The 11,877-nt window shown below is 68.9% G+C and carries 13 protein-coding genes; 6 read left to right on the forward strand and 7 right to left on the reverse strand.

The window, feature by feature from the left end; all coding sequences use genetic code 11:
• Positions 1 to 91 (forward strand): integrase core domain-containing protein (locus tag G3N96_RS27400; RefSeq protein ID WP_206139067.1); only part of this gene is annotated, 91 nt, incomplete at its 5' end.
• A gap of 62 nt (positions 92 to 153) precedes the next feature.
• Here the strand turns inward: G3N96_RS27400 and murB are convergent.
• The gene (gene murB, locus G3N96_RS27405) at positions 154 to 1,203 is read right to left on the reverse strand and encodes a UDP-N-acetylmuramate dehydrogenase (RefSeq protein ID WP_206139139.1); all 1,050 of its coding nucleotides are present in this window, start codon (positions 1,201 to 1,203) and stop codon (positions 154 to 156) included.
• Positions 1,204 to 1,340: 137 nt separating this feature from the next.
• Between murB and G3N96_RS27410 the strand changes: the two genes are divergently transcribed.
• Positions 1,341 to 1,826: a YajQ family cyclic di-GMP-binding protein gene (locus G3N96_RS27410; RefSeq protein WP_039368282.1), complete on the forward strand. Its 486-nt coding sequence runs from the start codon at positions 1,341 to 1,343 to the stop codon at positions 1,824 to 1,826.
• A gap of 79 nt (positions 1,827 to 1,905) precedes the next feature.
• On the opposite strand, the gene plsY is transcribed toward G3N96_RS27410, so the two are convergent.
• Both plsY and ybaK read right to left on the reverse strand, forming a co-directional pair.
• The gene (gene plsY, locus G3N96_RS27415) at positions 1,906 to 2,544 is read right to left on the reverse strand and encodes a glycerol-3-phosphate 1-O-acyltransferase PlsY (RefSeq protein ID WP_206139140.1); all 639 of its coding nucleotides are present in this window, start codon (positions 2,542 to 2,544) and stop codon (positions 1,906 to 1,908) included.
• 108 nt (positions 2,545 to 2,652) lie between these two features.
• Entirely contained in the window at positions 2,653 to 3,144 is a 492-nt protein-coding gene (ybaK, locus tag G3N96_RS27420; RefSeq protein WP_124580955.1) for a Cys-tRNA(Pro) deacylase, read from the reverse strand.
• 245 nt (positions 3,145 to 3,389) lie between these two features.
• Between ybaK and G3N96_RS27425 the strand changes: the two genes are divergently transcribed.
• A complete protein-coding gene (locus tag G3N96_RS27425; protein ID WP_206139141.1) occupies positions 3,390 to 4,952 on the forward strand; it encodes an AMP-binding protein in 1,563 nt (520 codons plus the stop codon).
• Between the two features lie 48 nt (positions 4,953 to 5,000).
• Here G3N96_RS27425 and xerD read toward each other — a convergent pair whose 3' ends face one another.
• The 3 genes from xerD to queG form a co-directional block, all read right to left on the reverse strand.
• Positions 5,001 to 5,951 carry a site-specific tyrosine recombinase XerD gene (gene xerD / locus G3N96_RS27430; protein WP_124580951.1) on the reverse strand — a complete coding sequence of 317 codons (951 nt, stop codon included), beginning with the start codon at positions 5,949 to 5,951 and terminating at the stop codon, positions 5,001 to 5,003.
• The gene (locus G3N96_RS27435) at positions 5,951 to 6,418 is read right to left on the reverse strand and encodes a methylated-DNA--[protein]-cysteine S-methyltransferase (RefSeq protein WP_089426179.1); all 468 of its coding nucleotides are present in this window, start codon (positions 6,416 to 6,418) and stop codon (positions 5,951 to 5,953) included. Before G3N96_RS27435 ends, xerD begins: the two co-directional genes overlap by 1 nt.
• Positions 6,419 to 6,482: 64 nt before the next feature.
• Positions 6,483 to 7,718 (reverse strand): tRNA epoxyqueuosine(34) reductase QueG, encoded by a 1,236-nt coding sequence (gene queG / locus G3N96_RS27440; RefSeq protein ID WP_089473445.1) that lies wholly within the window; start codon positions 7,716 to 7,718, stop codon positions 6,483 to 6,485.
• Positions 7,719 to 7,735: 17 nt separating this feature from the next.
• On the opposite strand from queG, the gene tsaE reads away from it, so the two are divergent.
• Both tsaE and G3N96_RS27450 read left to right on the forward strand, forming a co-directional pair.
• On the forward strand, positions 7,736 to 8,290 hold the full coding sequence (gene tsaE / locus G3N96_RS27445; protein WP_206139142.1) for a tRNA (adenosine(37)-N6)-threonylcarbamoyltransferase complex ATPase subunit type 1 TsaE: 555 nt from the start codon (positions 7,736 to 7,738) through the stop codon (positions 8,288 to 8,290).
• Positions 8,272 to 9,801 (forward strand): N-acetylmuramoyl-L-alanine amidase, encoded by a 1,530-nt coding sequence (locus tag G3N96_RS27450; RefSeq protein WP_206139143.1) that lies wholly within the window; start codon positions 8,272 to 8,274, stop codon positions 9,799 to 9,801. The genes tsaE and G3N96_RS27450 overlap by 19 nt, the downstream gene beginning before the upstream one ends.
• 54 nt (positions 9,802 to 9,855) lie before the next feature.
• Here the strand turns inward: G3N96_RS27450 and G3N96_RS27455 are convergent, their stop codons facing one another.
• Positions 9,856 to 10,734 carry an EamA family transporter gene (locus tag G3N96_RS27455; RefSeq protein WP_206139151.1) on the reverse strand — a complete coding sequence of 293 codons (879 nt, stop codon included), beginning with the start codon at positions 10,732 to 10,734 and terminating at the stop codon, positions 9,856 to 9,858.
• Positions 10,735 to 10,982: 248 nt separating this feature from the next.
• On the opposite strand from G3N96_RS27455, the gene G3N96_RS27460 reads away from it, so the two are divergent.
• On the forward strand, positions 10,983 to 11,864 hold the full coding sequence (locus G3N96_RS27460; RefSeq protein WP_206139144.1) for a pirin family protein: 882 nt from the start codon (positions 10,983 to 10,985) through the stop codon (positions 11,862 to 11,864).
• Positions 11,865 to 11,877: the final 13 nt, after the last annotated feature.

Consider the following 11,877-nt stretch of genomic DNA (forward strand, 5'->3'; position numbering starts at 1 on the left):
GGTCGAACAGTCGGTGCACATCTACAACCATGAGCGACCGCATACGGCTCTGAAATACAAAACGCCCGATGCGGTGCATCGGGCGTTCTAGTGCCTGGATACTGTCAACCTATTCCAGGACTTGACACGCGGGAAAGCGGTGCCGAGCCCGCGTTACAGGCAGACCGGTTCAGGCTCGAGTTCGACGCCGAAACGTGTGCGCACGTCGGCCTGGATCGCCTGCGCCAGCGCGAGCACGTCGCCCCCCGTCGCGCCGCCGCGATTGACGAGCACGAGCGCCTGGCGGTCGTGCACGGCCGCCGCGCCCAGCGCGCGCCCCTTCCAGCCGCAGCGGTCGATCAGCCAGCCGGCCGCGAGCTTGACCTGCCCGTTCGGCTGCGGATACGACACGACTTCCGGCGCGCGGGCGCGCAGCGCATCGAACTGCGCGGCATCGATCACCGGATTCTTGAAAAAACTGCCCGCGTTGCCGAGGACGAGCGGATCGGGCAGCTTCGCGCGGCGGATCGCGACGACCGCGTCGAACACGTCGCGCGCCGTGGCCGCATCGGGTGCAATGCCGCGTGCGTCGAGTTCGCGCGTGACGTCCGCGTAGCCGAGCCGCGGCGCCCACTGCTTCGGCAGCCGGAACGTCACCGACACGATCGCGAACCGGCCGCGCCCTTCCCGCTTGAAGAAGCTGTCGCGATAGCCGAACGCGCAGCGCGCGGCGTCGAAACGCTCGCTGCGCCCCGTCGCCAGCTCCACCGCGACCAGCGAGTCGAAATACGCCTTCATCTCGAGGCCGTATGCGCCGATGTTCTGGATCGGCGCGGCGCCGACCGTGCCCGGAATCAGCGCGAGGTTCTCGAGGCCCGCCATCCCGTGCTCGAGCGTCCATGCGACGAATGCGTGCCAGTTCTCGCCGCCGCCGGCCTCGACGTACCACGCGTCGTCGTCCTCGCGCACGACGCGGCGGCCCGCGATCTCGTCGAGCAGCACGACGCCGTCGAAGTCGCGCGTGAACACGACGTTGCTGCCGCCGCCGAGCACGAGTTGCGGCAGGTTGGCGACGCGCGGGTCGCGATGGAGCGCCTCGAACTGCGACGCATGCGTGATGCGCGCGGCAAAGCGCGCGGTCGCGGCGATGCCGAACGTGTTGTGCGCGGCAAGCGGATGGTCGGGAAGCAGCGACAGGGCGGAATCGTCAGGAGGCATCGGCATTCGCGGTCACGTCCGCCCGGGCGGCGCATGGCCGGCCTTGGGCAAACGGAGGGGCATCGGTAAAATGGCAAACAGTCCGCAATTATAGCGAGTGCCCGCGCGCGAGCCGGATGCCCGCATCTCAAGGGAGGAATGCCATGCCATCGTTCGACGTCGTTTCCGAAGCGAACATGATCGAAGTGAAGAACGCCATCGAGCAGTCGAACAAGGAAATTTCGACGCGCTTCGACTTCAAGGGCTCCGACGCGCGCGTCGAGCAGAAGGAACGCGAGCTGACGCTGTTCGCCGATGACGATTTCAAGCTCGGCCAGGTCAAGGACGTGCTGATCGGCAAGCTGGCCAAGCGCAACGTCGACGTGCGCTTCCTCGACTACGGCAAGGTCGAGAAGATCGGCGGCGACAAGGTCAAGCAGATCGTCACCGTGAAGAAAGGCGTGACCGGCGATCTCGCGAAGAAGATCGTGCGCCTCGTGAAGGACAGCAAGATCAAGGTGCAGGCGAGCATCCAGGGCGATGCCGTGCGCGTGAACGGCACGAAGCGCGACGACCTGCAGAGCGTGATCGCGATGCTGCGCAAGGACGTGACCGACACGCCGCTCGACTTCAACAACTTCCGCGACTGATCGCCGGGCGATCCGTCACGTCATCCCGCCGGGCCCCGCATACGCGGCGCGCCCGGCTGCGGCCAAGCGCCGCGCTTCCTCAGGCTTTCCCGCCGCCCTGCGCGCCGCCATCCGCGGCCGCCTTCTTCTTGTCGCCGATCCGGCTTTCCTGCCCCGCCAGCAGCTTCGAAATGTTGCCGCGGTGGCGCCACACGAGCAGCACGCTCATCGCCAGCACGGCCCATGCGACCGGGTTGTGGCCCGTACCGAACAGGAACACGTCGAACACCGGCGCGAACACGGCCGCCACCAGCGCCGCGAGCGACGAATAGCGGAAGAAGAACGCGACGATCAGCCAGGTCAGCGCGGTCGCGAGCCCGAGCACCGGGTGCACCGCGAGCAGCACGCCGGCCGCGGTCGCGACGCCCTTGCCGCCCTGGAAGCGGAAGAACACCGGATACAGGTGGCCAAGGAACACGGCGATCGCGACCCATGCGACCGCGACGTCGGGCAAGCCGAAGCGCCGGGCGAGCCAGACGGCAATCCAGCCCTTGAATGCATCGCCGACGAGCGTCAGGATCGCGGCCTTCTTGTTGCCGCTGCGCAGCACGTTGGTCGCGCCGGGATTCTTCGACCCGTACGAACGCGGGTCGGCCAGGCCCATCGCGCCGCTGACGACGACGGCGAACGACACCGAACCGATCAGGTAGGCAACGAGGGCGGCGAGCAGGATCTGCATGCGGAGAACTCTTCTTTCAACGTATCGGTAAAGGGACGGCTGCGCGCGGCACGCCGAAACGGCGCCCATTCTACCGAACGCGCGCGGCCTGCCACGAAGGTGAAACCCTCAGTCGACACTGGCGCACTGCACGGGCCGCGCGCCGAGCAGCGACGTGAGCACGGCCGGCGCGAGGCTGACGAGGTAGCCGCGACGCCCGCCGTTCAGGTAGATCGTCGGCAGCTCGAGGATCGTCGCCTCGACGTAGACGGGCATCGTCTTGCGCGTGCCGAACGGCGACGTGCCGCCGACGAGATAGCCCGAATGGCGGTTCGCGACCTCGGGCTTGCACGGCTCGACACGCTTCGCGCCGATCTGCCGCGCGAGGTTCTTCGTCGACACGGTGCGGTCGCCGTGCATCAGCACGATCAGCGGCTTCGCGTGTTCATCTTCCATCACGAGCGTCTTCACGACGCAGTGCTCGTCGACGCCGAGCTGGCGCGCGGATTCGCCGGTGCCGCCGTGCTCGACGTAGTCGTACGGATGCTCGCCGAATGCAACGCCGTGGCGGCGCAGCAACTGGGTTGCGGGGGTTTCGGACACATGCCTGGATTTGCTCATGGCGGCATTTTAAGGGTGAACGACCGGCGCGCGCGCGATCACGCCCTCGCGCCCGCACCGACGGTATACTCGCGGCCCGCTTTTCGCCGGGCGGCCTGCGGCAACGCCGCAACGATTCCTTCCATCATCATTGCGGACATCGCGAAGCGCTATTGCCCGAATGGCCGATTGTGGCGCGCGCGCCGTCATGGCACGATCGTTCGCCAACCTCGTCAGCCGCCGCCCGCCCTTCTTCTGGAGACGCCATGTCCTCGTCCCTCCGTTCATCCGAGCCGCTCGACGTCGACGCACTGCTCGCCGCGCTGCCTCGCCGCATCGCCGACGTGCTCGCGCGCCGGGCCGCGCAGGCGCCCGCGCATCCGGCGCTGATCGAGGACGCGCGCCGCCTGTCGTACGGCGACCTGTCGCAGGCCGTCGATGCAGCCGCCGCGCAGCTCGCCGACCTAGGCGTGCAAGGCGGCGACCGCGTGATGATCGTCGCTGAAAACTGCATCGCGCAGATCGTGCTGCTGCTCGCGGCCGCCCGCCTCGACGCGTGGGCGCTCGTGTCGAACGCGCGATTGTCCGCCGGCGAGCTCGACGCAATCGCCGCGCACGCACGGCCGAAACTGATCGCGTTCACCACCGACGCCTCGCCCGACGCGCGCACGCATGCCGAACGGCACGGTGCGACACCCGCCGGCACGCTGCCGGTCGACATCGGCGCGTGGTCGTACCACGTCGACGCGAGCGCGCCGGGCGAACCGGTCGCCGCCGACGGTGCCGCGCAATGCGCGGCGCTGATCTACACGACCGGCACGACCGGCACGCCGAAAGGCGTGATGCTGTCGCATCGCAACCTGCTGTTCATCGCGGCGACGTCGAGCACGCTGCGCCGCGTGTCGCCCGACGACGTCGTCTACACGGTGCTGCCCGTGTCGCACGTGTACGGGCTCGCGTCGGTCTGCCTCGGCAGCCTGTACGCGGGCGCGACGCTGCGGCTCGCGCCGCGCTTCTCCCCGGAAGCCGTGCGCGTCGCGCTCGCCGACGAAGGCGTCACGATCTTCCAGGGCGTGCCCGCGATGCACGCGAAGCTGCTCGAACACCTGAACACGCACGGCCACGCGTGGCGCGCGCCGCGCCTGCGCTTCGCGTATTCGGGCGGCTCGCCGCTCGACGCGAACCTGAAGGCGCGTGTCGAGCGCCTGTACGGCGTGCCGCTGCACAACGGCTACGGGATGACCGAAAGCAGCCCGACGATCACGCAGACGCCGCTCGACGCGCCGCGCACCGACAGCTCGGTCGGCGTGCCGATTCCCGGCGTGGAGATGCGGATCGTCGCACCGGACGGCACCGACGTGCCGCCGGGTGAAGTCGGCGAGATCCGCGTGCGCGGGCCGAACGTGATGCTCGGCTACTACCGCAACGCGGACGCCACGCACGCGGCCGTAACGCCGGACGGCTGGCTCAGCACCGGCGATCTCGCGCGGCAGGAGGCGGACGGTGCGATAACGATCACGGGCCGCAGCAAGGAGCTGATCATCCGGTCGGGCTTCAACGTCTATCCGGTCGAAGTCGAGCAGGTGCTGAACGCGCATCCGGACGTCGTGCAGGCGGCCGTGATCGGCCGCGCGGTCGAAGGCAACGAGGAAGTGCTCGCGTTCGTCGAGCTGGTGCCCGGCGCGACGGCCGACGAAGCGGCGTTGCACGCGTGGTGTGCGGAGCGGCTCGCGCCTTACAAACGCCCCGCACACATCCGCGTACTCGACGCGCTACCGGCCGCCTCGACGGGCAAGGTGCTGAAGCACAAGCTGCGCGAGCTGGTCTGACTTGAACCGGCCGTTGCGCGTGACACTGCCCGCGCCGTGCCGGATGCGCTAACCGCGCGGGTGGTGTTGCGCATGCAGCGTCTTCAACCGCTCGCGTGCGACGTGCGTGTAGATCTGCGTGGTCGAGATATCGCTGTGGCCGAGCAGCAGCTGCACGACACGCAGGTCGGCGCCATGGTTCAGCAGGTGCGTCGCGAACGCGTGCCGCAGCGTGTGCGGCGACAGGTGCGCGCGCACGTCCGCATGCTGCGCGTGGCGCTTGATGATGTTCCAGAACTGCTGGCGCGTCATCCCGTCGCCGCGCGCGGTCACGAACAGCGCGTCGGCCGCGCGCGCACCGAGCAGCGCCGGCCGCGCCTCGCGCAGGTAGCGCTCGATCCACCCTTGCGCGACCTCGCCGAACGGCACGAGCCGCTCTTTCGAACCCTTGCCCATCACGCGCACGACGCCCTCGTTGAGCCCGACCTCGACGGTCTTCAGCGTCACGAGCTCGCTCACGCGCAGCCCGCTCGCATACATCAGCTCGAGCATCGTACGATCGCGCAGGCCGAGCGGCGTGCCGATGTCGGGCGCACCGAGCAGCGCCTCGACCTGCGCTTCCGACAACGTCGACGGAAACCGGGCCGCCTGTTTCGCGGACGTGATCCGCAGCGTCGGGTCGGCGCTCGCGCGATGCTCGCGCACGGCCCAGCCGTAATAGCGCCGGAACACCGACAGCCGCCGGTTCGACGACGTTGCCTTGCCGTCGCTGCGCGCGGCGATGTAGCCCGTCACCATCGCTTCATCGACCGCATCGAGCGATGCGTCGTGCGTCTCGGCCAGCCATTGTGAAAACAGCACCAGATCGCGCCGGTACGCATCGAGCGTGTTGCGCGCCAGCCCGTGCTCGAGCCACAGCGCGTCGCAAAACACGTCGATCGACGCGCGGCTCGCGAGCAGCGCGGGGGACGCCTCGACGGCATCGCCGTCGACTTCGGGGGACATCAGTGATTCACTCATCAGTACGGCACGCCTTCGTGCGCCAGCAGCCAGCGCTTCACTTTCTGGTAATAACCGTTGTCGTCGTGGTTCGCGAAGCCGCCGAGGCCGCCCGCCGCGACGACGCGATGGCACGGGATCACGAGCGGGAAGTAGTTCGCGCCGCATGCCTGGCCCACCGCGCGCGGCGCGCTGCCGATCCGCTTCGCGACCTGCCCGTAGGTCAGCACCGTGCCGGGCGGAATATCGCTGATCACGTCCCACACGCGGTGCTGGAACGCGCTGCCGACTTCGGCGAGCGGCAGGTCGAAGCGCGCCGACGCACGCTCGAAATAACGTTCGATCTGCTTGACCGCGCGCTGCGCGAGCGGCGAATCCGGATCGACTGACTTCACCGATTCGGGCAGATAGACGATCTCGCGCACCACCGCGGCATCCGTGCGGATGCCGACCTTGCCGAACGGCGCGTCGATGACTGCATTGAACATGGCCCTCTCCTGACCGATGGATGCGCGCGGCACCACCGCGCGCCGACGACACTTTACGCCGCCTTCACGCAGCACGCAGCGCCCATTCGACATGCTCGCGCACGACCGGCGACGGATCGTCGGCCCGCGCGCGCAACGCGGCGACGATCGCGTCGCGCGCCTGCGGCGTGAGCCGGCCCGCGTCCGCGCGCAGCGCATTGCCGAGCCCGACCGCGAGGTTGCGCAACCAGCTTTCGTAGCCGATGCGCCGGATCGCACTGCCCTGCATCCGCGTATCGAACGCGTCCGCGTCCCACGCGAACAGCTCGACGAGCGTCGCGCGATCGAGGCCGTGCCGCACGTCGAAATCGGCGACGGGCGCGGCCTGCGCGAACTTGTTCCACGGGCACACGAGCTGGCAGTCGTCGCAGCCGTACACGCGATTACCGATCATCGGCCGCAGCGGCTCGGGGATGCTGCCTTTCAGTTCGATCGTCAGGTACGAGATGCAGCGGCGCGCGTCGACGCGGTACGGCTCGACGATCGCGCCGGTCGGGCACGCGTCGATGCAGCGCGTGCAGCTGCCGCAGTGCGCGCCGGGCGTCTCGGGCGCGGTGTCGGGGGACGTGTGCGCATCGGTCGGCAGCGGAACGTCGACGTAGATCTCGCCGAGGAAGAACAGCGAGCCCGCATCGCGTTGCAGCAGCAGCGTGTGCTTGCCGCGCCAGCCGACGCCGGCCTTCTGCGCGAGCTCGACCTCGAGCACGGGCGCCGAATCGGTGAACACGCGGTAGCCGAACGCGCCGATCTCCTGCTCGATGCGCTCGGCGAGCGTCTGCAGGCGGTTGCGCAACACCTTGTGATAGTCGCGGCCGCGCGCATAGATCGACACGACGGCCGCCTGCGGATCGTCGAGCCGGGCCCGTTCGCGTGCGCGCCAGTCGTGCAGTGCGAGCGCGCCCGGCTCGCTTTCAGGCGCGTCGGCGGCCAGCGTTTCGGCCGGCAGATAGGCGAGCCGGGCCGAGATCACACGTCGCGTACCGGCCACAAGTTCGGCCGGACGCGCGCGTTTCATCCCATGTTTCGCCATATAATCCATTTCGCCGTGGTATCCGGCTTCCAGCCAGGCGGCGAGGCCTGCTTCGGCATCCGAGAGATCGGTATCGCTGATGCCGATCGCCCCGAAACCCAATTCGCGCCCCCACGCCCTGATGCGCGCGGCGAGCGCAGTCAACGCCGCATCGTCGAGCGCGCACGGTGCCGCACCTTCGGCACGAGTCGAAGGTCTGTCGGATGCGGCGAGTTCCGGTAATCGGTTCATCGCACTATTTTACGAGAATGCCAGCCACGCCCAGCCAACCGCCTCACGACGCCATGCTGCCCGCCCCGCTCGCGGAGCGCGTGATCGCGCTCGCCGACGAAGCGGCGACCGAGGCCTTCGGCACCCGCTTCGCGCACGCGCTCGACGCGGCGCGCACCGAGCTTGCCCGCGCGCATGCGTTCGACGGGCTGCAGATCCAGCTGGTCGGCGATCTCGGCGCGGGCAAGACGTCCCTCGTCCGCGCGATCCTGCGTGGCCTCGGCCACACGGGGCGCGTGCGCAGCCCGACCTACACGCTCGTCGAGCCGTACGCGCTCGAACGCGACGATGGGGAACTCGAGGTCTATCACTTCGATCTGTATCGTTTCAACGATCCGGCCGAATGGTCCGACGCAGGCTTTCGCGAATATTTCAATTCCAGCGCGATCTGCCTCGTCGAATGGCCACAACAGGCAGGCACGCTGCTCGGCGTACCCGATCTGGTTTTCTCGCTCGACGTGGATGGCGACGGCCGCGCTCTCACCGTCCGGGCGTACAGCGCTTCAGGAAAGGCATGTCTCGAAAGATGTTGATCAAACCGTTCCGCTCGATCGAATCGGCGGCCACCGCGACGCACAACTGGCGGCGCCGCCAGATCCTGTGCGCGGGCGCGTCGACGCTGGTGCTCGGTCTCGTCGCACCGCGGCTCGCGCACGCGTCGTCGGTGCTCGGCGTGCGCGTGTGGCCCGCTCGCGATTACACGCGCGTCACGATCGAATCCGACCAGCCGCTGCAGAATAGCCAACAGCTGCTGCAGGGTCCCGACCGTCTCGTCGTCGACCTGACCGGCCTCGACCTCGACCAGGCGCTGCGCGACCTCGTGTCGAAGATCGCGCCGAACGATCCGCAGATCCAGTCGGTGCGCGTCGGCCAGTATCAGCCGCACGTCGTGCGGATGGTGTTCGACCTGAAAGGCTCGGTGAAGCCGCAGGTGTTCACGCTGCCGCCGGTCGGCACCTACAAGTACCGGCTCGTGTTCGACCTGTATCCGGCCGTCGCGCCCGATCCGCTGTCCGACCTGATCGCGCAGACGGAACGCAAGGAACAGGCGCTCAACGACACCGCGCGCGCGCAGCAGATGCAGCCGCCGACCACGCTGGCCGGCCCGGGTACCCCGCCGCCCGCCGCGGGCGACAACAGCGACGCATTCTTCCAGCGCTTCGCGCAGAACACGCCGGCCACGCCGCACACGCCGCCCGCCACGCCTTCGACGCCTTCGACGCCCGCGAGGCCGGCCGTCAAGCCGCCGCCCGTCATCGCACGCCGCGACGACAGCGACGACGATGGCGACACCTACAAGTTCACCGCGCCGAAATCCGGCAAGGGCAGCACCGTCCGCCTGCTGACGGTGGCGATCGATCCGGGCCATGGCGGCGAGGATCCGGGCGCGATCGGCGGTGGCGGCACGTACGAGAAGCACATCGCGCTCGACATCGCGAAGAAGCTGCGCGCGAAGATCGACGGCGCGCCGAACATGCGCGCGATGATGACGCGCGACGCCGACTTCTTCGTGCCGCTGAACGTGCGCGTGCAGAAAGCGCGCCGCGTGGGTGCCGACCTGTTCGTGTCGATCCACGCCGATGCATTCACGACGCCGTCGGCGCGCGGCTCGTCGGTGTTCGCGCTGTCCGACCACGGCGCGACGAGCGCCGCGGCGCGCTGGATGGCGAACAAGGAGAACTCGTCCGACCTGATCGGCGGCATCAACATCAAGACGGCGGATGCGGCCGTGAACCGCGCGCTGTTCGACATGTCGACGACCGCGCAGATCCGCGATTCGCTGCGCTACGGCAACTACGTGCTGAAGGAAGTCGGCGGCATCAACAAGCTGCACAAGGGCTCGGTCGAGCAGGCCGGGTTCGCGGTGCTGAAGGCGCCCGACATTCCGTCGATCCTCGTCGAGACGGCCTTCATCAGCAACCCGGAAGAAGAGAGCCGGCTGAACGACGACGGCTATCGCGACCAGATGGCCGACGCGATCTTCCGCGGCATCAAGCGTTATTTCGCCGCGAATCCGCCGCTCGCGAAGAGCCGGATGGCCTGACGGTCGTACCCGGCCACTCCGCCCCGCCGCCGGCACGCAGTGCGTGCCGGCGCGTCACGATGCCGCGAAGCGGCGCATCAGTTTCCCGCCGAACACGTTCACCGCGAGCCCGCCCATCACGAGCGCCGTGCCGATCAGCTGCGTGCGTGTCAGATGCTCGTCGAGCAGCAGCGCCGACGACGCGAGGCCGACGATCGGCACCAGCAGCGAGAACTGCGCGACCTGAGCGGCCGGATAGCGCGACAGCAGGCGGCTCCACAGCCCGTAGCCGAGCAGCGTCGCGACGAACGCGAGATAGACGACCGCGAAGATCGACGCACCGTTCAGACCGGCGAGCGCGGTCGCGATCCGCTGCGGCCCTTCGAACCACAGCGACAGCAGGAAGAACGGCACGGGCGGCACGAGGCTGGCCCACACGACGAGCGACACGAGGTTCGCACGGCCGACCTTCTTCGTGACGATGTTGCCGAACGCCCACATCGCGGCCGAGCCGATCGTCAGCAGGAAACCCGCGAGCGTCATCGCGCGGCCGCCCTGCGCCGCGATCACGACGAGCCCGCCCGCGGCGATCGCGAGCCCGAGCAGGTTCTGCACGCGCAGCCGCTCGCCGAGGAACAGCATCGCGAACACGAGCGTGAAGAACGCCTGCGACTGCAGCACGAGCGACGCGAGGCCGGCCGGCATGCCGACGTACATGCCGGTGAACAGGAACACGAACTGGCCGAGCTGGATCGTCGCGCCGTACAGCACCAGCAGGCGCCACGGAATCTGCGGCCGACGCACGAAGAACACCGCGGGCACGGCCGCGAGCGTGAAGCGCAGCGCGCCGAGCAGCATCGGCGGCATGCCGTGCAGGCCGACCTTGATCACGACGAAGTTCACGCCCCACGCCAGGATCACGACCAGCGCAAGCAGCAAGTCCTTCGGGGCCATCATCGGCGTCTCCTCGATTGTCGAATGGTCGTGCACGGTGCGCTCAGGCCCTGTCGCTTCGCGCCGGGCGCCCCGAGAAGACTGCCTTCGAGGCGGAAAACCCGGGGCGGCCCGGTGTTTTCCTCTGGGAAGCCGGTCAGTCTACCGGGTTTCAGCCCCCGGCCCGATACCCGCGCGACGCACATGGAATCGGCGGCGGACGGCCAGTACAATGACCGGCATCCCCCCGCCGCCCCACAGGATCCGCCATGACCGCTCCGATCAAAGCCCTGCTGAAGCCGCACGTGCGCGACATCGGCAACCTGCAGGTGCGCCGCACGCTGCCCGCACTCGCCGCACGCCTCGTCGGCCCGTTCATCTTCTTCGATCACATGGGGCCCGCCGCGCTGCCGCCCGGCACGGGGCTCGACGTGCGCCCGCACCCGCATATCGGCCTGGCCACCGTCACCTACCTGTTCGACGGCGCGATCCTGCACCGCGACAGCCTCGGCTCGCTGCAGGAGATCGTGCCGGGCGACGTGAACTGGATGACGGCCGGCCGCGGGATCGTCCACTCCGAACGCACGCCCGACGCACAGCGCGAAAGCGGCCACACCGTGCACGGGATCCAGACCTGGGTCGCGCTGCCGCGCGCGCACGAGACGACCGAGCCGTCGTTCGTGCACCATGCGGCCGACACGCTGCCGAAGCGCAATGAGGACGGCGTCGCGCTGACGGTGATCGCCGGCGATGCGTTCGGGCTGCGCTCGCCGGTCACGACGTTCTCGGGCACGCTGTACGTCGCGGCCGAATTCGCGGCCGGCGGCCGCATCGAACTCGACGCGTCGCACGAGGAGCGCGCGGTCTACGTGGTCGACGGCGAGCTTGCGATCGACGGCACGCCGGTGCCGGCCGAGCAGATGGCCGTGCTCACGCCCGGCGCCGCGGTCACGCTGACGAGCGGCAGCGGCGCACGTGCGATGCTGCTCGGCGGCGACAAGATCGACGGCGAGCGCTTCATCGAATGGAATTTCGTCGCCAGCAGCCGCGAGGCGATCGAGCGCGCGAAAGAAGCCTGGACGCGCCAGGCAATGGGCAAGGTGCCGGGCGAGACGGAATGGATTCCGCTGCCCGAGTCGAAGCCGCGTTGAAAAAGGGGCGCGC

Origin of the sequence: Burkholderia sp. Se-20373 (assembly GCF_017104705.1) — a bacterium.
Taxonomy (GTDB): domain Bacteria; phylum Pseudomonadota; class Gammaproteobacteria; order Burkholderiales; family Burkholderiaceae; genus Burkholderia.

What these genes read in the sequence shown, in the direction of transcription:
- murB (WP_206139139.1), bottom strand. Translation starts at nt 1,203, where the DNA reads ATGCCGATGCCTCCTGACGATTCCGCCCTGTCGCTGCTTCCCGACCAT.
- G3N96_RS27410 (WP_039368282.1), top strand. Translation starts at nt 1,341, where the DNA reads ATGCCATCGTTCGACGTCGTTTCCGAAGCGAACATGATCGAAGTGAAG.
- plsY (WP_206139140.1), bottom strand. Translation starts at nt 2,544, where the DNA reads ATGCAGATCCTGCTCGCCGCCCTCGTTGCCTACCTGATCGGTTCGGTG.
- ybaK (WP_124580955.1), bottom strand. Translation starts at nt 3,144, where the DNA reads ATGAGCAAATCCAGGCATGTGTCCGAAACCCCCGCAACCCAGTTGCTG.
- G3N96_RS27425 (WP_206139141.1), top strand. Translation starts at nt 3,390, where the DNA reads ATGTCCTCGTCCCTCCGTTCATCCGAGCCGCTCGACGTCGACGCACTG.
- xerD (WP_124580951.1), bottom strand. Translation starts at nt 5,951, where the DNA reads ATGAGTGAATCACTGATGTCCCCCGAAGTCGACGGCGATGCCGTCGAG.
- G3N96_RS27435 (WP_089426179.1), bottom strand. Translation starts at nt 6,418, where the DNA reads ATGTTCAATGCAGTCATCGACGCGCCGTTCGGCAAGGTCGGCATCCGC.
- queG (WP_089473445.1), bottom strand. Translation starts at nt 7,718, where the DNA reads ATGAACCGATTACCGGAACTCGCCGCATCCGACAGACCTTCGACTCGT.
- tsaE (WP_206139142.1), top strand. Translation starts at nt 7,736, where the DNA reads ATGCCAGCCACGCCCAGCCAACCGCCTCACGACGCCATGCTGCCCGCC.
- G3N96_RS27450 (WP_206139143.1), top strand. Translation starts at nt 8,272, where the DNA reads ATGTCTCGAAAGATGTTGATCAAACCGTTCCGCTCGATCGAATCGGCG.
- G3N96_RS27455 (WP_206139151.1), bottom strand. Translation starts at nt 10,734, where the DNA reads ATGGCCCCGAAGGACTTGCTGCTTGCGCTGGTCGTGATCCTGGCGTGG.
- G3N96_RS27460 (WP_206139144.1), top strand. Translation starts at nt 10,983, where the DNA reads ATGACCGCTCCGATCAAAGCCCTGCTGAAGCCGCACGTGCGCGACATC.